This window comes from Pseudomonas sp. FeN3W, from assembly GCA_030263805.2.
Lineage (GTDB): Bacteria > Pseudomonadota > Gammaproteobacteria > Pseudomonadales > Pseudomonadaceae > Stutzerimonas > Stutzerimonas stutzeri_G.
The window spans coordinates 2,423,424-2,440,200 of sequence record CP136010.1 but is presented as its reverse complement, the minus strand read 5'-3'; the positions used below and the strand labels follow the sequence as shown (position 1 = coordinate 2,440,200).

Sequence of the window (16,777 nt, the reverse complement as noted above, 5' to 3'; positions counted from 1 at the left end):
CAGTTCTGTCTGGCCCTCAGGGGGTGATTGTTTTATGACCGGGCGTCCACGCCCGGCCTCAGGGGACAGACCAGCGCTTGTCACGGACGTTCCGCCCACCGTGGCAGCGGGCATGCGGGCCGGCATCGCCAGGGCGGGCGGCAATCTGCTGATACAAGGCTTCTGCCGGCCTTGGGTGGACAGTGGCGAACTCTTGGCCTCGACTTGTTACAAAGATCGGAATGCCAAGGAGGATGTGATGACACAGGCCGCATGGCGTCGCGGAGCCACCGACGCACTCTTCTGGTCACTGCTCTATACCGCACTCTGGTCGCTGTTCGCGGTAGGCGAGGGCTGGCTGCTGGGCGTGCCGTCCATTGCCTTGGCCGTCGCCCTGAGCCTCTGGCTGGGCCTGCGGCCGATGGCCATGCGGCTGATCGCGCTGCCGGCGTTTCTCGGCTTCTTTCTCAAGCACATGCTGCTCGGCGGCTGGGACGTCGCGCGGCGGGCCTTGCAGCCGCGCTGCCCGCTGCAGCCGGCGTGGCATCCGTATCCGCTCCGCAGCCGCTCGCCACGGGTACGCTTGCTGCTCTCGGCGCTGGTCGGGCTGTTGCCCGGCACCCTGGCGTCGCGAGTCGATGCCGACGAGATGCGTGTGCACGTGCTGGATGAGCGCCTGCCCTGGCAAGCCACCGTGGCCGAACTGGAACTGCGCCTGGAGCGGCTGCTGGGCGTGGAGGGGCGGCGTTGATGGCGGTGTTCTGCGCACTTCTGCTGCTGACCCTGATCATCGGCCTGTGGCGCGTACTGCTGGGCCCGCGACGGGTTGACCGGCTGCTTGCCGTGCAGCTGTTCGGCACCACCGGCACGGCACTGCTGCTGGTGCTGGCGCAGTGGCAGGGCGCGCCGGCACTGCGCGATGCGGCGCTGGTGCTGGCGCTGCTGGCGGCGATGATCAGCGCCGCGCTGGTGCAACTGCTGCGTCGGAGTCGCCATGAGTGACCTGCTGAACATCCTCAGCTGGCCTTTGCTGGCCGGCGGGCTGCTGTTCTTCGCCGCCGGCAGCATCGGTTTGTTGCGCTTTCCCGATACCCTGAGTCGCCTGCACGCACTGACCAAGGCCGACACCCTCGGCCTCGGCCTGGTGGTCGCCGGCCTTTCGCTGCGCGCCGGCGGCGTTCTGGAAGTCGCGCAGATGCTGCTGATCTGGCTGCTGGTGCTGGCCTCCGGCGCCACCGCCTGCCAGCTGCTGGCACGTCAATCCGACGAGGAGGGCGGCGATGACTGACTGGCTGCTGGATGCGGTCCTCGGCCTGTTGCTGCTCGGTCTGGCCGGTGGCGCGCTGCATGTGCGCCAGCTGTATGCCGGCGTGTTGCTGTTCATCGCCTTCGGCCTGGTGCTGGCGCTGGTCTGGGCGCGGCTGGGCGCGGCCGACCTGGCATTGGCCGAGGCCGCCATCGGTGCCGGGCTGACCGGTGTGCTGCTGTTCGCCGCGCTGGCGCGCCAGCCGCAGGCCGGCAGCGAGCCGCAGCTGTCGCGCCGCCGGCGGCTGGCCGCGGTAGCGGTGCTGCTGCCGCTCTTGCTGATGGTGTTGCCGCAGCTGGCACCGCTGGCCGAACTGCAACCGAGCGTGCCGCCGCAGATCGATGCCGCGCTGGCGCAGAGCGGCGTCGAGCATCCGGTGACGGCGGTGCTGCTCAATTTTCGCGCCTGGGACACCTTGCTCGAGCTGGCCGTCCTGCTGTTGGCCCTGCTCGGTGCACGGCAGCTCGGATCGCTGCAGCCGCAGCTGAGCGAGCCCTGGCCTATGCTGCGTGCCTGGGGCCGAACCCTTGCGCCGCTGCTGGTGCTGGCCGGCGGCTATGTGCTCTGGCGTGGCGCGGCATCGCCCGGTGGTGCGTTCCAGGCCGGCGCGCTGCTGGCCTCCGGCATCGTCCTGCTGCGTCTGGCCGGTGCGCTGCCGGCGCTGTGCTGGAGCTTCTGGCCGCTGCGTCTGCTGGTGCTGATCGGTCTGCTGCTGTTCGTCGGCGTGGCCGCCGCCTGCGCCTGGTTCGGCGATGGCTGGCTGCAGTACCCGGCCGGCTGGGCCAAGCCGCTGATCGTCTTCATCGAGGCCGCGGCGACGCTGTCCATCGCCGCCAGCCTGAGCCTGCTGGTGATCGGCGACGACCCGGAGCCGCATTCGTGAGCGCCACGCTGTTCTGGATCGCCGTCGGCTTCGCCCTCTGGCTGCTCGGCCTGCACGGGCTGCTCACATTGCAGCATGCGCTGCGGCGGATCATCGCCATCAACCTGATGGGCAGCGGCGTGTTTCTGGTGATGATCGCCCTGGCGGCGCGCCACGATCCGAGCGATCCGCTGCTGGTGGCGCTGGTGGTCACCGGGCTGGTGGTGGCGGTGAGTGCGACCGCCCTGGCGTTGCGCCTGAGCAGCGCGCTGGCCGCGTCGAAGGAGCAGGAGCGTTGAACGCCGCCCTGGTCAGCCTGCTGCTGCCCCTGGCCGGCGCCTTGCTGCTGATCCTGCTGCGCCCGGCGCGCAGCGGCCGCTGGGTGATCGCGCTGAGCCTGGCTGCGCTCCTGGCGGCGATCATGGCGCTGCAGGTGGTGCTCGATCATGGCGAGCGCAGCCTGCTGGTCGGTGGTTGGGAGGCGGGGCTGGCGATCCGTTTCCGCCTGACGCCGTTGGCTGCGTTGTTGCTAGTGTTCACGTCCGGGCTGCACCTGCTGGTGGCGCTGTACGCGGCGCGCATCGCCCATGCCGCCGGCAGTCAGGATTACTGGCCGTTGTCTTGCCTGCTGCATGCTGCGCTGGCCGCGCTGTGGCTCTCGGCGGATCTGTTCAACCTCTACGTGACGCTGGAGCTGCTCAGCCTGGTCGCGGTGGCGCTGGTGTCGCTGGCGGGGCGCAAAGCCTGGAAACCGGCGCTGAATTACCTGCTGCTGTCGCTGGCCGGCTCGCTGGCCTATCTGCTCGGTGTGGCACTGATCTACGGGCGCTACGGCGTGCTCGATCTGGCCATGCTGGCGCAACTGACCGAAGCCGATGGCGCGACCCAGCTGGCGCTGCTGCTGATGACCCTCGGGTTGATGCTCAAGGCCGCGCTATGGCCGCTGCACCTGTGGTTGCCGCCGGCCCACGCCGCGGCGCCGACCGCGGTCAGTGCGCTGCTTTCGGCGCTGGTGGTCAAGGGCCCGCTGTACATTCTCTGGCTGATCTGGAGCGAGATCGCGCCGGATGCCTTTGGCCACGATGCTGGCCTGCTGTTCGGCGCCGCCGGGGTGCTGGCGCTGATCGCCGGTGGCTGGTCGGCACTGCGCGCGCCGCGACTGAAAACCCTGGTGGCCTACTCGACGGTCGCCCAGCTGGGTTACGCGCTGCTGGCGCTGGGGCTGCTGCTGCACCTCGACGAACCGCGCCTGCATGCGGCCCTGTGGTTGTTCGTGCTGGCCCACGGATTGGCCAAGGTCTCGATGTTCCTCGCAGCCGGCGAGTTGCAGAGCATCCTTGGCAGCAAGCGGGTGAAGGGCATGAAAGGTGCCAGCCAGAACGTGCCGATCGCCCTGGCGGCGTTCGCCGTGGCCGGCGGCAGCCTGATCGGCCTGCCGCCCAGTGGCGGTTTTCTGGCCAAGTGGTTGCTGTTGCAGCCGCTGTTCGAGCGGCCGCAGCACTGGCCCTGGGCGCTGGGCGTATTGTTCGGCACGCTGATGTCGGCGGCCTACGTGTTTCGCGTCATCGCCCATGGCTTCGACCGTGCCCGACCGAATCCACCGAGCATTCATGCCGATCGTCTGGCGCAGTGGCTGGCGTTGCTGCCGGCGCTGCTGGTCTGGGGGCTGGCGCTGATCAGCGAGCCGCTGCTGCTCTGGCTGGGAGGGCTCGGGCGATGAGCTGGCATGAGCTTTTGCCCCTTGGCATCGTGCTCAGCTCGCTGCTGCCGGGCCTGGTGATCTTCGGCCTGCGCGAGGACCGGCAGCGCCTGCGGGTGTCCCTCAACCTGCTCGGCGTGACGCTCAAGCTGGTGCTGGTCGGCAGCATGCTCTACGGCGTCAGCCAGGGCAGCGAGTACCGCTTCAGCGTGCCGCTGTTGCCGGGCGCGCCGCTGGTGTTGCAGGCCGATGCGCTGGCCTTGCTGTTCGTCGCGCTGTCGTCGCTGCTGTGGGCGGCGACGACGATCTATGCCATCGGCTATCTGGAAAACTCGCCGCTGCGCTCGCGCTTCTTCGGCTACTTCAGCCTCTGCGTCAGCGCCACGGTGGGCCTGGCGCTGGCCGGCAATCTGGTCAGCTTCCTGCTGTTCTACGAACTGCTGACCCTCGCCACCTTCCCGCTGGTGGTGCACCGCGGCACGCCCGAGTCGCTCGCCGCGGGGCGCGTTTATCTGGCCTACACCGTCGGTGGTGGGTCGCTGGTACTGATGGGCGTGGCGTTGCTGCACAGCCTGGCCGGCACGCCGGATTTCCAGGCCGCCGGCTACCTGCTGGATGAGGTCGGCGAGCATGACGTCGGGCTACGCGTAGCCTTCGCCCTGCTGATCCTCGGCCTCGGCGTGAAGGCCGCGCTGATTCCGCTGCACGGCTGGCTGCCGCAGGCGATGGTCGCTCCGGCGCCGGTCAGCGCCTTGCTGCACGCGGTGGCGGTGGTCAAGGCCGGGGCCTTTGGCATCGTGCGGGTGGTCTATGACGTCTTCGGCGCCGAGGCGCTGACGCAACTGGATCTCACCACGCCGCTGCTCTGGCTCGCCGCAGCGACCATTCTCTACGGTTCGCTGCGCGCCCTGCAGCAGCAGGAGCTGAAGAAGCGCCTGGCCTACTCGACCATCAGCCAGGTGTCCTACGTGACTCTCGGCGTCGCGCTGCTCGGGCCGATCGCTGCGGTGGGCGGCCTGGTGCATCTGGTCCATCAGGGGCTGATGAAGGTCACGCTGTTCTACTGTGCGGGCAACTTCGCCGAAACCCTGGGCATACACCGCATCCGCGAGATGGACGGCGTCGGCCGGCGCATGCCCTGGAGCATGACGGCGTTCTCCATCGGCGCGCTGGGCATGATCGGCATCCCGCCGATTGCCGGCTTCATCAGCAAATGGACGCTCGGCCTCGGCGCGCTGGAAGTCGGTCAGGACTGGGTGCTGCTGGTGTTGCTCGGTTCGGCGTTGCTCAACGCCGCCTACTTCCTGCCGCTGCTCTGGCGTGGCTGGTTTGCCGAGCCAGCGGACTGGCACCAGAACCGCTGGGCCGATGAGCGTTTCGAAACCCACTGGATGCTGTTGCTGCCGCCGCTGCTCACGGCGCTGCTGTCGCTGCTGGTCGGCCTGCTGGCAGCCACCGCGCTGAGTCCGCTGGGCTGGAGCCAACTGATCGTCGAGCGGGAGTTCGCCATATGACTGCCTGGCTCTGGCTGCTGGTGCCTTTCGCACCGTTGCTCGGCGGCGTTCTGCTGTTGTGGCTGCGCGAGCGCAGCCTGCCGTGGCTGTGGCTGGCCTGTGCGCCGGCGCTGCTGGCAGCGCTGCAACCGCCGCCAGCGTTGGAGTTGCCGTGGCTCTGGGAGGGCGTGCGCTGGGGCGCCAGCGATACCCTGACCCGCGCCTGGCTGGGCTTTACCGCCGTGCTCTGGAGTTGCGCGGCGATCTTTGCCAACAGCAGCCTGGCTGCCGATCGCAAGCGGCTGCGCTTCTGGACGTTCTGGCAACTGGCGCTGGCCGGCAACCTGCTGTTGGTCATCGCCACCGACGCGCTGAGCTTCTACCTCGGCTTCAGCGCCATGAGCCTCGCGGCCTATGGGTTGATCGTGCAGCGCGGTGGACCGGGCCCGCGGCGGGCCGGACGCCTCTATCTGCAACTGGCGATCGGCGGCGAGATGCTGCTGCTCGCCGGGCTGTTGCTGCGCAGCCACAGCACCGAGCAGGCCTTCGACTTCGCCAGCTGGCAGGCGCAGCCGATCGACCACCTGACCCTGGCCCTGCTGGTGCTCGGGCTCGGCCTGAAGGCCGGGTTCTGGCCGCTGCACGTCTGGCTGCCGCTGGCCCATCCGCAGGCACCGGCCCCGGCCAGCGCGGTGCTTTCCGGGGCGATGCTCAAGGCTGGCATTCTCGGCATCTGGCGCTGCCTGCCGGAGAGCGACCCGACGCTCGCGGCCTGGAGCACGCCGCTGCTCGTTGCCGGCCTGTTCGGCGCGCTCTATGCGGCTGCGCTGGGGCTGTGCGCGGCCAAGTCCAAGGCGGTGCTGGCCTGGTCATCGGTGAGCCAGATGGGCTGGATGCTGATGATCCTGGCGCTGGCCTGGAGCCTGGAGGCGCCCTCTGCGGCGCTGCTGACGGTGCTGGTGCTGTTCGGCGTGCATCACGGGCTGGCCAAGGGCGCGCTGTTCCTCGCCGCCGGGATGGTTCATGAAGGACGTCTGTCGCGTCTGGGCTGGGCGCTGCTGGTGCTGCCGGCGCTGGCGATCATGGGCGCGCCGCTCACCAGCGGTGCGGCAGTGAAGTACCTGCTGAAGGAGGCCTGGCATGACAGCGCCTTCGGCGCCTGGTTGCCCTGGCTGACCCTGGCCAGCTTCGCCACCGCGTTACTGCTCTGGCGCGCGCTCTGGCTGATGTGGCGCGACCAGCAGCACGCCAGCACCCGCGCGCCGCTCGGCCAGTGGTTGCCGTGGGCGTTGCTCTGCGTGGCGTCGCTATCCGTGCCCTGGCTCTGGCCGGCTATGCGCGAACCGCTATTGGCCGGGATGTATCTGGCCAATCTATGGTCGGCGTTATGGCCGCTACTGGCTGCACTGGGCCTTACATTGCTGGTGCTGCGCCGCGGCTGGGGCGTGCCGTCGCGGCTGGCGCAGTTGCCCAACCCGGCACTGTGGGCATCGCTGTATCTCACGCGCCTGCTGCGCCAGCCGCCACTGCCCGTACCCGGGATGCAGCTCGAGCGGAACCGCTGGCGGGCGCGCGAACGGCGCTGGAATCGCCAGTGGGAACGCGGCGCGCTGACCCTCAGCGCCTGGCTGCTGGTGGCGCTGCTCTGGCTGGGCTGGCTGTGGTGAATCGCTGACTCAGGGCAGGGCCTTCTCTGCGAAGGGCCGGGTATCCAGGCCCAGTTGGGCGCGGAAGCTTTCCATGTCGAACATGGTGCAGATTTCCTGCACCTGCTGGGTCGGGGTGATGGTCCAGAAGGCCATGGCGGAGATGCTCAGTACCTTGTCGCTGGGCGGATAGCCGAACGCCTGCCGCTCGATGGTGCCGATCAGCGTGCTCCAGGTGACCACCCGATTGTCTTCGGCGATGCATTCCTCGACCACCACTTCCAGTTCCGGCATGGCGTGGCGGATCTGCCGGACCATGTCGAGAAACTCGGCGCTGGCGAGCGGCCGGCCGATGAAGGAGCTCTTGTAGAGAAAATCCTTGCTGTGCAGGTGCTCGGCCAGCGCCAGGCGCCCGCGATTCCAGGTCAGGTCGATGTGCTGACGGACGAGTTTCTTGCGGTCATCCAGTGACATGCGCCCTCCAATGGGCTGCAGATAGCTCGGCAGCGAACTCTAGCAGTGGCCAGGGCTGTGCGGGAGTGCCGTTTGGTCAGTCCGCCTGCAGCCGGATGCGGAAAGCCGCGCCACCGAGTGCCGACTCGCCGAGGCTGAGTTCGCCGCCGTAGCTGTCGAGAATATCCTTGACCACCGCCAGGCCGATGCCCTGGCCGGGGTGCTGGCCATCGAGGCGTTCGCCGCGGCGGATGATGCGCTCGCGTTGGCCGACCGGCACACCCGGGCCGTCGTCCTCGACGCTTAGCAGCAGATCGCCTTCGTGGTAACTGGCGCTGATGCGCACCTGCTGCAGGCACAGACGGTAGGCGTTCTCCAGCAGGTTGCCGAGCAGCTCCATCAGCGCGCCCTGTTCCATCGGCACCAGGCAGGGCTCGGCGAGCTGCATGTCGGCTTGCACGTGCTTGTCGCGGTAGACCTTGTCCAGCGTGCTGCAGAGGCTGGTCAACAATGGCTTCAGTTCGACCCGGTGCCGCACCAGGCCGCTCTTGCCGAGGCTGGCACGCTGCAGCTGGTAGCCGATCTGCTGGCTCATGCGTTCGATCTGCCCCTGCATCACCTGCGCCTGCTCGCGGCTCTGCGTCTGCGCGGCGAGGGTTTCGCCGACGCCCTGCAGCACGCTGAGCGGGGTTTTCAGGCTATGCGCCAGGTCGCCCAACGAATTGCGGTACTGCTCGCGCTGGCGCCGTTCGCTGTCCAGCAGGCGGTTGAGCGAACGGGTCAGGCGCAGCAGCTCCCGGGGGTGTTCGTCGCTCAGGTGCTGGCGCTGGCCACCCTCGACCTGATCGAGCTCGGCACTGACGCGTTTCAGTGTGCGAAAGCCCCAGGTCAGGCCGAGCCAGAGCAGGATCAGCAGCACCAGCAGGCCGCTGCCGAGCCACAGGTAGAGCTGCCGGCGAAACTCGTCGAACAGGCTCAGGTATTCGCTGGTGGGCTGCATGGTGACGAAACTGAAGGCGTTGTCGCGGCTGCCAGCCAGCTGCAGTTCGACGTCGTAGACGAAATACTCCACGCCCGCCGCATCGCGGGTGCGCAGAAATTCGCTGGTGTGGCCCTCGTAACGCGGACGGTAGTCGATGCGCTCGTCGGCGGCCGAGCGTGAATGCCAGACCAGCTCGCCGCGGCGGTCGTAGATGAAGCCGAGCAACTGTGCGTCGGGCAGGTTGAATTCTTCGTCCGGCATTTGCTCGGGCATCAGCAAGCGACCGTCCTCGACGTGCGCGGCAGTGATCAGGGTGCTGGCATCGGCGGCCAGGCGTTGCTCGATGACGCGTTCGAAAGTCAGGCTGAAGGCACCCTGCAGCGCCGGCAGCAGGGCCAGCATGAACAGCACGGCGAGGCCCGCGGCGCCGAGCATCAGCCGCAGGCGCAGCGACATGGCACCTTTCAGTTGATGGCGCACGCGCGCCTGCAGGCGGCGCCAGCGTCGGCTCATCGGCAGCGCTCGGTGAACAGGTAGCCGAGGCCGCGCACGGTTTCGATGGGCCTCATCGCGCACTGCGCCTCCAGCTTGCGCCGCAGCCGGCCGACCAGCACTTCGATGACGTTCGGGTCGCGCTCCTCGTCGCCGCTGTAGAGCTGCTCCATCAGCCGCTCCTTGGCCACCACCTGCTGCTGATGGCGCATCAGGTATTCGAGGATGCGGTATTCGTAGGCGGTCAGCGCCAGCGGCGCGCCATTGGCCGTGGCCTGCTTGCGATTGAGGTCGAGCAGCAGCGGGCCGGCCTCAATGGTGGCCTGGGTGAAACCGCTGGAGCGGCGCAGCAGCGCATTCAGCCGGGCTTCCAGCTCCTCGAACTGGAACGGTTTGACTACGTAGTCGTCGGCGCCGGCGGCCAGACCCTCGACCTTGTCCTGCCAGTTGCCGCGCGCGGTAAGGATGAGGATGGGGAAGGCCTTGCCGCGGCTGCGCAGCTGGCGGATCAGGTCCAGCCCGCTGATACCCGGCAGGCCGAGATCGATGACGGCCAGGTCATGGTTGAATTCGTGGGTTTGAAACAGCGCTTCTTCGGCGTTGGGCACGGCATCGACGACATGCCCGCTTTCGCCGAGTCGGGTCTGCAAGTGGTGGCGCAGCAGCGCCTCGTCTTCCACCACCAGCACTTTCATTGGTCTGCTCCCCGTGCAAAAACGGCCAGGTGCTGCCTGGCCGTCGTTCAACGTTCTGTCAGCGTAACGCCATCAGAAGTGATAGTTCAGACCCAGATAGGCCTGCTTGCTGCTGTGCAGGTCGATCGAGCCCAGCTTGCCGACGCCACGCTCGGACACTTCGGTGCCGGCGTTGCTGCGCAGGTAGCGGTAACCGGCTTCCACCGAGGTGTTGTCGCCGAGTTTCTGCAGGATACCGGCCTGCAGGCCGACCAGGTAACCGATGTCGCTGTCACGGCTGTAGCCCTTGGATTCGTTCTCCAGCTTGGTCAGACCGGCGCTGGCGCCGCCGAACAGGCGGGTGGTGTCGCCCAGCGGGAGGAACAGGTCGTAGCTGCCGAGCAGGTTCTGCTGGCGCAGCTTGAAGGTGCTGCCGTAATCGTCCGAGACGTTCTCGTAGGTCATGTAGTAGCGGCCCTCGTCGGTCATCTGACCGGCGCGAACACCCCAGGTGCCGCTGTTCTTGATGGTGTCATCGAAACGGTTTTCGCCGCCCATGTTCTGCTTCAGGTCGCTGGAACGATCGGTATTGACGGTGGTTTTGCCCCAGGTGAGACCGGCGAAGTTCTCGGCGGCGTGGGCGCCGAAGCTGAGGATGCCGAGGGTAGTGGCCAGGGCCAGGGTGCTGAGTTTTTTCATCGGTGACTCCTTTTCAGGCAGCGGGATACTGACGGCCCCTAGCCTGAACGGGTGTCACTGAACCCCGCCTGAACCCCAGCTGAACCTGCGCTGAACGAGCGCCACCTGGTGCGCCGTCGGTCCGCTTTCGGCCTTCACGCGATCTGTTCCGGCTGGTCTTCGTCGCCCACGTCGGCGTCGTCGTCCGGGTAGCTGCGCAGGATCGGCGGCTGCTCGGCATCGTCGATCCACCACTGCAGCTCGGCCTCGACGCGGGTGTCGTCGGCGATGCCGAGGCGGTTGTTCAGCGGGCATTGCTGCGTCGGGGTGGCGATCAGCGTGCCGCTCTGCGCGGTCTGGGCATTGCCGGCCCTGCCGCTGGAGCGAACCTTGAGACGAAAGCGGACCTGCTGTCCGCTGCCCTTGAAGCACAGGGCGAACGAAAGCCGGCTTTGCTCGGCCGGTTGCAGTTCGAAACTGACGGCTACCGGCGCATCAGCGGGAGCGGGGGTGGCTGCGAGCAGCCAGGTGGTGAGGGTCATGGTCAGCATCCGTTCTGATTCCGTTGAAGCCGGTCCGTGGCTGGAGGGTGGTTGCGCTACTGCTGGACGATGGTGGCGCTGTTGCCGGTGCCGCTCTGCTGGATCGTCGCGACGCCGGGCAGGCGGGTGAAATCGTTGACCGGCAGGCTCTGGCGGATGATCGCTTCGTTGGCACTGCCCAGCTGGGTGATGGTGGCCTGATGACCGTAGTTGCCCTGCTCGATGCTCGCCAGGTTGTCGTTGCCGCTCTGGATCACCGTGGCCTGGTTGGACATGAAGCTCTGGACGATGTCGACGCTGTTGCCGCTGCCGATCGACGAGCCGCTGATGCGGCCGCCGAAGCCGTTCTGGTCGACCGTCAGCCGGTTGCTGTCGCCGCTCTGGGTGAAGTCCAGTTCGTTGTGGTAGTCGTTCTGCTGAATCTCGGCGATGTTGTAGGTGCCGGCCTGGGCGATGTTCATGCGATTGCCGTCGCCTTGGTAGATGTCGGCCAGGTTGCCCAGACCGTCCTGCGACACGCTCATCCGCGACCCTTCGAAATAGCCCTGCTGGTCGAAGGTCAGCACGTTGTCATCGCCGCGCTGTTCGATCTGGGCGGTGACGAAGGCGGTCTGGCTGCCGGTGATCTGGTTGCCGTTGCCGATGCTGCTGGCATCGACCGTGCTGGTACGCCCGGTCTGCTCGAGGGTGGCGACGTTGGCGTTACCGATCTGCTGCAGGTTGGCGACCTTGAAGTAGGCCTCGCCGATCTGCGTGATGCTGGCGGTGTTGAGGTTGCCGATCTGGCTGACATCCATCGTGCTGGACTCGACCAGGCCGGTCTGTTGCAGCTCGGCGACGTTGTCCGTGCCGAGCTGCTCCAGTTCGATGCTGTTCTGCGCCATGGCCTGAGCGGCGGCGAGGGTGAGCAGGGTGGCAATTGCCGTAGGCTTGAACATGAACTCTCCTGATCGCCAGTGGCCTGTGCGGTGAGTGGTTGAGGCAAGTTCGGATGAACATGGCTCCGAGACAAGGCGCTGCGACGAGTCATAGCGGGGCTATGGCGAGGAGCAGCAACACGGTATCGGGGCCATGGGCGCCGAAATTGACCAATTGGACTTACCAAACAGGCCACTAGCGACCCTGCACGATATTGATCTGCTGGCCGACGCCGAATTGCGTCACCGCGCTGCGCAGGCCCTGGCCGGTCTGCTCGATGCGCGCATCGTTATAGGCGCCGTATTGGCTGATGCTGGCCTGGTTGTCGCTGCCGGTCTGGCGGATTTCGGCGTAATTGCCCTGTCCGACCTGCTCGATGACCGCCATCAGGTTTTCGCCGTGCTGCAGGGTGAAGGCTTCCTGGTCGCTGCCCTGCTGCAGCATCTGCGCGCTCAACGCCTGGCCGTTCTGGGTCAACTCGGCGAGATTGCCCTGGCCCAGCTGCTGAATGTAGGCGGCCTTCGCGTCGGTCAGCTGAATGGCAAGCCGGGAGGCGTTGGCGCTGGTGCTGCCAAGAGGGGATAGATCGCCGTTGTCCATCAGGTCGGCGGCCATCAGCGGCGCGCAGGCCAGGCAGGCAATCAGAGCAAACAGTGAGGTGGCGCGGGGCAGGGCGGAACGGGTCATTGGCGTGTACCGGATGACAGTGGCCGCGATTCTTGAACGTGGCGGGCGCCCTTGAACATCCATCGGATGATGTAAAAGGTGCCGCGCGTGAGGTTCGCCAGGGATTAATACCTGTCACTGCGTGACGTTTCCAGGCCGTGCCAGAGCATTTTCGATGACGCTCCGTCCGCTAGACCGCCCGTCGCCGCGGGCGCTAGCGGACGCTACTCAAGCGCTGCAGGACTTGTCCCAGTCGAGATGACTACGCAGCAGGTACGCTGCCTCGGCCCGATTGGACGCGCCAATCTTGCGCAGCAGATTGTGGATATGACTCTTGATCGTGTGTGGGCTGAGGCACAGCTGCTCGGCGATTTCCGCGTTCGACAGCCCCTTGCCGGCCAGGCTCAGGATCTCGCGCTCGCGCAGCGTCAGGCTGGACTTGGTTTCAGCGAGCTGGCGCATGCGCCGCCACTGGCCCAGCAGTCTCTCGGTGAGGACCCGTGGCAGCCAGTCGCCACCCTTGAGCAGCACGAGGATGCCCTCGAGCAGGTGCTCGCGGGTGGCGTGGCTGTAGAACACCCCGCGAATCACCGGATGCCTCTCGACCAGTTGCTCGGCCTGCTCGGGGACGATATTCACCAGCGCCACCGGTGTGTGCTCGTCGAGCTGGTCGATCAGGCTGGATATCTGTTCCGCCTCGCTGTGGCCGGCGTCGACCAGAAACAGGTCGGCGCCGCGATTATCCGGTGATTGCAGTCCGGTCAGGGCAACTTCGACTTGCGCCTGCTCGCCTAGAAAGTGGCGAAAAAACAACCCCAGCAGCTCATTGCCGGTTAACAGCGTGACAGTTGGGGAGGATGTGTCCCGTGTAAGCTCCGCGTCCATGTTCGGTACCTAGTCAGTCGGGCGTGATTGATTAAAAAGTTACTAAACGACCAGCACCTTGCAGCGAAGTTCAGCCGAGAGATGGCGAACGGGCATTATCCAGCCAGCACGTGCACAACTCCGCCGAATGCCGAGCGCGCCGGCGAAAAGGGCGCGCGTTTTTGCACCGCACGGCTGCTAAGGTAGGGTAATGATCGCGACCACCTCTGCCGTTTCGTCTCGTGAACTGACCCTGCGTGCCTTGCTCACCGGTCTGCTGTTGGGTGCGCTGCTGGCACCGTCGAATGTCTACTCGGGCCTCAAGATCGGCTGGTCGTTCAATATGTCGATCATCGCGCTGCTGATCGGCTTCGCGTTCTGGCAGAGCATGGCCGTCGCGTTCGGCCGTCCGCGCTGGTCGTTGCTGGAAAGCAACATCAACCAGACCACCGCCTCATCCTGCGCCTCGATCATCTCCGGCGGGCTGGTGGCACCGATTCCCGCCTATACCTTGCTCACCGGTCAGCAGCTGGACAGCCTGCCGCTGATGGCCTGGGTGTTCTCGGTGAGCTTTCTCGGGGTCTGGGTGGCCTGGTATCTGCGGCCCTCGCTGATCGTCGAATCGGGGTTGCGCTTTCCCGAGGGCATGGCGACCCTGGCCACCCTGCAGCAGATCTACAGCCATGGCGCCGAAGCCGGACGGCGGCTCTGGGTGCTGGGTGGCGCCGCCGTGCTGGCCGCCGGGAGCAAATTGCTCGACACCTTTTTCTGGACGCTGCCGCGCTGGGCACCTTCGGCGCAGCTGGAGCGCCTGACGTTCAGTTTCGAGCCGTCGCTGCTGCTGCTCGGTTTCGGCGGCATCATCGGACTGCGTGTCGGCTTGTCGCTGCTGCTCGGCGCCGTGCTGGCCTGGGGACTGCTCGCGCCCTGGCTGCTGACCGAGGGGCTGGTGCGCTTGCCCGCCGCCGCCCAGGGGCCACAGTTCGCCGCGCTGATCGAATGGTTGTTGTGGCCGGGCGTGAGCCTGATGGTCTGCGCGACGCTGACCTCGCTGGGCCTGCGCCTGCTGCGCTCACGCTCGACAACGACACGCCGGCGGCCGAGGTTGCGGCGCCCGCACGGCTGGCCAGCGGCCGGTTTCGCGCTGTCGGTAGGGCTGGTGCTGGCGCTGCAGGTCAGCCTGTTCGGCATCGATCCCTGGCTGGCGGCACTGTCGATTCCGTTGGCGCTGCTGCTGGCGATGGTTGCCGCGCGGGTGGTCGGTGCGACCGGGATTCCGCCGATCGGCGCCATCGGCCAGCTGTCGCAGCTGAGCTTCGGCGTGTTCGCCCCGGGCCAGGTGCCGGTCAATCTGATGAGCGCCAACACCGCCGGTGGCGCGGCGGGGCAGTGCACCGATCTGCTCAACGACTTCAAGGTCGGGCATGCCATCGGCGCTGCACCGGGACGTCAGGCAGTGGCGCAGTGCTTCGGCATTCTGCTCGGCAGCGTGGTCGGTGTACTGGCCTACCAGCTGCTGATTCCCGATCCGCAGAGCATGCTGATCACGCCCGAATGGCCGGCCCCGGCGGTCGCCACCTGGAAAGCGGTGGCCGAAGCCTTGACCGGCGGCCTGGACGCGCTCGCTGCCGACATACGCTGGGCGATGCTCGCCGGCGCGCTCGTGGGCGTACTGCTCGGGGCGCTGGAAGGGCTGCTGCCCGCACGCCGGCTGCGCTGGTTGCCGAGCTCCGCGGCGCTCGGCCTGGCATTCATCATTCCGGCGTCGATTTCGCTGATGATGACCTTCGGTGCCGTGCTCGCCTGGGCCTTCGCCTCGCGCTGGCGCAGCCTCGGCGAGCGCTTCGTGATCGTCGCCGCGGCCGGACTGGTGGCGGGCGAGAGCATGGCCGGCGTCGGTGCCTCGCTCTGGCAGCTGCTGCGCTGATTGCCTGTCATCGCTGAATTAATGCGCGAGACGGTCTGTCGTACCTCTTGTATTCACCAGGGGGAGCACCATGTCCACGACGACACTGCAGAACGATGCCAAGAAGGTTGCCAATCGCACGATTGTGCAGGCCGCAGTGCTGGCCTTCGTGGTGCTGCTGAGCATCGTCGCCTGGCTGGCGTTCGATTTTCTCCTGCTGCTGTTCGCCTCGATTCTTTTCGGTGTGCTGATTCATGGCGTGAGCCGCTGGCTGTGCAGCAAGACCGTGCTGTCCTACAAGTTGTCCATGGCGGTGTTCTTCGTGCTCTTGCTGCTCGGCCTGGGCGGCGCCGGCTGGCTGGTCGCGCCGAGCATCGCCGAGCAGGCCGATGCGCTCTCCGATTCGCTGCCCGAGGCCGTCGAGCGCCTGCGTGAGCGCGCCGAGCAGCTGCCCTGGGCGAATGAACTGCTGCAGCAGCGCGAACGCCTGGAGGACTCGCTGCCCGACGGTTCCAGCGCGTTCAGTGTGGTGACCAAGGTGATGGGCTCGATCGTCGGGGCGCTGAGCAGTTTCGCCATTGCCTTCGCCATCGGCATCTGTCTGGCCATCAATCCGCAGATATACGTGCGTGGGCTGCTGAAGCTGATTCCGCTGGGCTATCGCCCGCGTGCCGCGGAGGTGCTCGACGAAAGCGGCTCGACGTTGCGTGCCTGGCTGCTGGCCAAGCTGCTGGAAATGCTGCTGATCGGCGTGCTGACCACGCTCGGCCTGTGGCTGCTGGGCATCGAGCTGGCGCTGGTGCTGGGTTTGATCGCCGGGTTGTTGTCGTTCATTCCCAATATCGGCCCCGTGCTGGCGGTGATTCCGGCGCTGCTGCTGGCCTCGCTTGAGGGCGGGCGCACGGTGCTCTACGTCGCCGCGCTCTATCTGTTTGTCCAGGCCCTGGAAAGTTATGTGTTCACGCCGTGGATGCAGCAGCGCATCGTCTCGGTTCCGCCGGCGCTGACCATCGCCGTGCAACTGTTGTTTGGCCTGCTGGCCGGCACCCTTGGCCTGCTGTTGGCGACGCCGCTGGCCGCGGTCGGCATGGTGCTGGTGCGCATGCTCTACGTGGAGGATTTGCTCGGTGACCGGCCGCAGGCGACCGACGGTCCGAATGACTAGGCGCTCTGGCAGGGCCGCCCGTCAGGGCTGTCACGTTTTGTAAAGGCTATTAGGAAACCCCTGACGCGTCCTGCTGCCGGATTACATGAACCCCCTGAAAAATTGCAGGAGTCGATCATGAACATGCACAAGATTGCGGCATTCACCCTGGCGGGACTGCTGTCCAGCGCGGCATTCGCTGCCGGTAATACCGGTACTGGCAGCGAAACCGACCCCCGCGACTCGATGGGGCACAGCACCGAGCAGCCGGGGGTCATGGGTGGCACTGGCAGCGGAATGGATTCGACTTCCGATACCGGCAAGATGCCGGATGAGACTGAGCGTCCGGCGACTACCACAGGTAGTGATCGCGGCACCGGTATCGATGCGGGTGGTGATGGTGCGACCGATAGGCAGGGCACGAGCGGTGAGGATGGCGCACGCGGCGCCTACTGAACCATCGGTAGCAGATG

Annotated in this window: 19 protein-coding genes; 11 read left to right on the top strand and 8 right to left on the bottom strand. The window is 66.8% G+C overall.

Annotated elements, in window-relative coordinates:
- Positions 1-238 precede the first annotated feature (238 nt).
- From P5704_011690 to P5704_011655, 8 genes are read left to right on the top strand one after another with little or no spacing between them, the layout of a single operon-like run.
- On the top strand, positions 239-730 hold the full coding sequence (locus tag P5704_011690; GenBank protein ID WOF81081.1) for a Na+/H+ antiporter subunit E: 492 nt from the start codon (positions 239-241) through the stop codon (positions 728-730).
- A complete protein-coding gene (locus tag P5704_011685; GenBank protein ID WOF81080.1) occupies positions 730-981 on the top strand; it encodes a monovalent cation/H+ antiporter complex subunit F in 252 nt (83 codons plus the stop codon). The genes P5704_011690 and P5704_011685 overlap by 1 nt, the downstream gene beginning before the upstream one ends.
- The gene (locus P5704_011680) at positions 974-1,267 is read left to right on the top strand and encodes a monovalent cation/H(+) antiporter subunit G (protein ID WOF81079.1); all 294 of its coding nucleotides are present in this window, start codon (positions 974-976) and stop codon (positions 1,265-1,267) included. Before P5704_011685 ends, P5704_011680 begins: the two co-directional genes overlap by 8 nt.
- Entirely contained in the window at positions 1,260-2,168 is a 909-nt protein-coding gene (locus P5704_011675; protein ID WOF81078.1) for a Na(+)/H(+) antiporter subunit B, read from the top strand. The genes P5704_011680 and P5704_011675 overlap by 8 nt, the downstream gene beginning before the upstream one ends.
- Positions 2,165-2,446, top strand: a complete 282-nt coding sequence (locus P5704_011670) for an NADH-quinone oxidoreductase subunit K (protein WOF81077.1) — start codon at positions 2,165-2,167, stop codon at positions 2,444-2,446. The genes P5704_011675 and P5704_011670 overlap by 4 nt, the downstream gene beginning before the upstream one ends.
- Complete coding sequence (locus tag P5704_011665) at positions 2,443-3,867, top strand: proton-conducting transporter membrane subunit (GenBank protein ID WOF81076.1); 1,425 nt, start codon at positions 2,443-2,445, stop codon at positions 3,865-3,867. Before P5704_011670 ends, P5704_011665 begins: the two co-directional genes overlap by 4 nt.
- The gene (locus P5704_011660; protein WOF81075.1) at positions 3,864-5,360 is read left to right on the top strand and encodes a proton-conducting transporter membrane subunit; all 1,497 of its coding nucleotides are present in this window, start codon (positions 3,864-3,866) and stop codon (positions 5,358-5,360) included. The genes P5704_011665 and P5704_011660 overlap by 4 nt, the downstream gene beginning before the upstream one ends.
- Positions 5,357-7,006: a complex I subunit 5 family protein gene (locus tag P5704_011655; GenBank protein WOF81074.1), complete on the top strand. Its 1,650-nt coding sequence runs from the start codon at positions 5,357-5,359 to the stop codon at positions 7,004-7,006. The genes P5704_011660 and P5704_011655 overlap by 4 nt, the downstream gene beginning before the upstream one ends.
- 9 nt (positions 7,007-7,015) lie before the next feature.
- On the opposite strand, the gene P5704_011650 is transcribed toward P5704_011655, so the two are convergent.
- The 8 genes from P5704_011650 to P5704_011615 form a co-directional block, all read right to left on the bottom strand.
- Positions 7,016-7,459: a ketosteroid isomerase-related protein gene (locus P5704_011650; protein WOF81073.1), complete on the bottom strand. Its 444-nt coding sequence runs from the start codon at positions 7,457-7,459 to the stop codon at positions 7,016-7,018.
- 76 nt (positions 7,460-7,535) lie between these two features.
- Entirely contained in the window at positions 7,536-8,933 is a 1,398-nt protein-coding gene (locus P5704_011645) for an ATP-binding protein (GenBank protein WOF81072.1), read from the bottom strand.
- A complete protein-coding gene (locus tag P5704_011640) occupies positions 8,930-9,607 on the bottom strand; it encodes a response regulator (GenBank protein WOF81071.1) in 678 nt (225 codons plus the stop codon). The genes P5704_011645 and P5704_011640 overlap by 4 nt, the downstream gene beginning before the upstream one ends.
- A 72-nt stretch (positions 9,608-9,679) precedes the next feature.
- Positions 9,680-10,285: an outer membrane beta-barrel protein gene (locus tag P5704_011635; protein WOF81070.1), complete on the bottom strand. Its 606-nt coding sequence runs from the start codon at positions 10,283-10,285 to the stop codon at positions 9,680-9,682.
- Between the two features lie 134 nt (positions 10,286-10,419).
- Positions 10,420-10,815 (bottom strand): hypothetical protein, encoded by a 396-nt coding sequence (locus P5704_011630; GenBank protein ID WOF81069.1) that lies wholly within the window; start codon positions 10,813-10,815, stop codon positions 10,420-10,422.
- A 47-nt stretch (positions 10,816-10,862) separates the two neighbouring features.
- Positions 10,863-11,744 (bottom strand): hypothetical protein, encoded by an 882-nt coding sequence (locus tag P5704_011625; protein WOF81068.1) that lies wholly within the window; start codon positions 11,742-11,744, stop codon positions 10,863-10,865.
- 175 nt (positions 11,745-11,919) lie between these two features.
- On the bottom strand, positions 11,920-12,411 hold the full coding sequence (locus P5704_011620) for a curli production assembly protein CsgB (protein WOF81067.1): 492 nt from the start codon (positions 12,409-12,411) through the stop codon (positions 11,920-11,922).
- A gap of 207 nt (positions 12,412-12,618) precedes the next feature.
- Positions 12,619-13,203, bottom strand: coding sequence for a response regulator transcription factor (locus tag P5704_011615; GenBank protein WOF81215.1), 585 nt, complete (start codon positions 13,201-13,203; stop codon positions 12,619-12,621).
- Positions 13,204-13,465: 262 nt separating this feature from the next.
- Between P5704_011615 and P5704_011610 the strand changes: the two genes are divergently transcribed.
- From P5704_011610 to P5704_011600, 3 genes are all read left to right on the top strand, one after another.
- Entirely contained in the window at positions 13,466-15,181 is a 1,716-nt protein-coding gene (locus P5704_011610; GenBank protein WOF81066.1) for an OPT family oligopeptide transporter, read from the top strand.
- A gap of 70 nt (positions 15,182-15,251) precedes the next feature.
- Positions 15,252-16,325, top strand: coding sequence for an AI-2E family transporter (locus tag P5704_011605; protein ID WOF81065.1), 1,074 nt, complete (start codon positions 15,252-15,254; stop codon positions 16,323-16,325).
- A gap of 117 nt (positions 16,326-16,442) precedes the next feature.
- Complete coding sequence (locus P5704_011600; GenBank protein ID WOF81064.1) at positions 16,443-16,760, top strand: hypothetical protein; 318 nt, start codon at positions 16,443-16,445, stop codon at positions 16,758-16,760.
- Positions 16,761-16,777 lie beyond the last annotated feature (17 nt).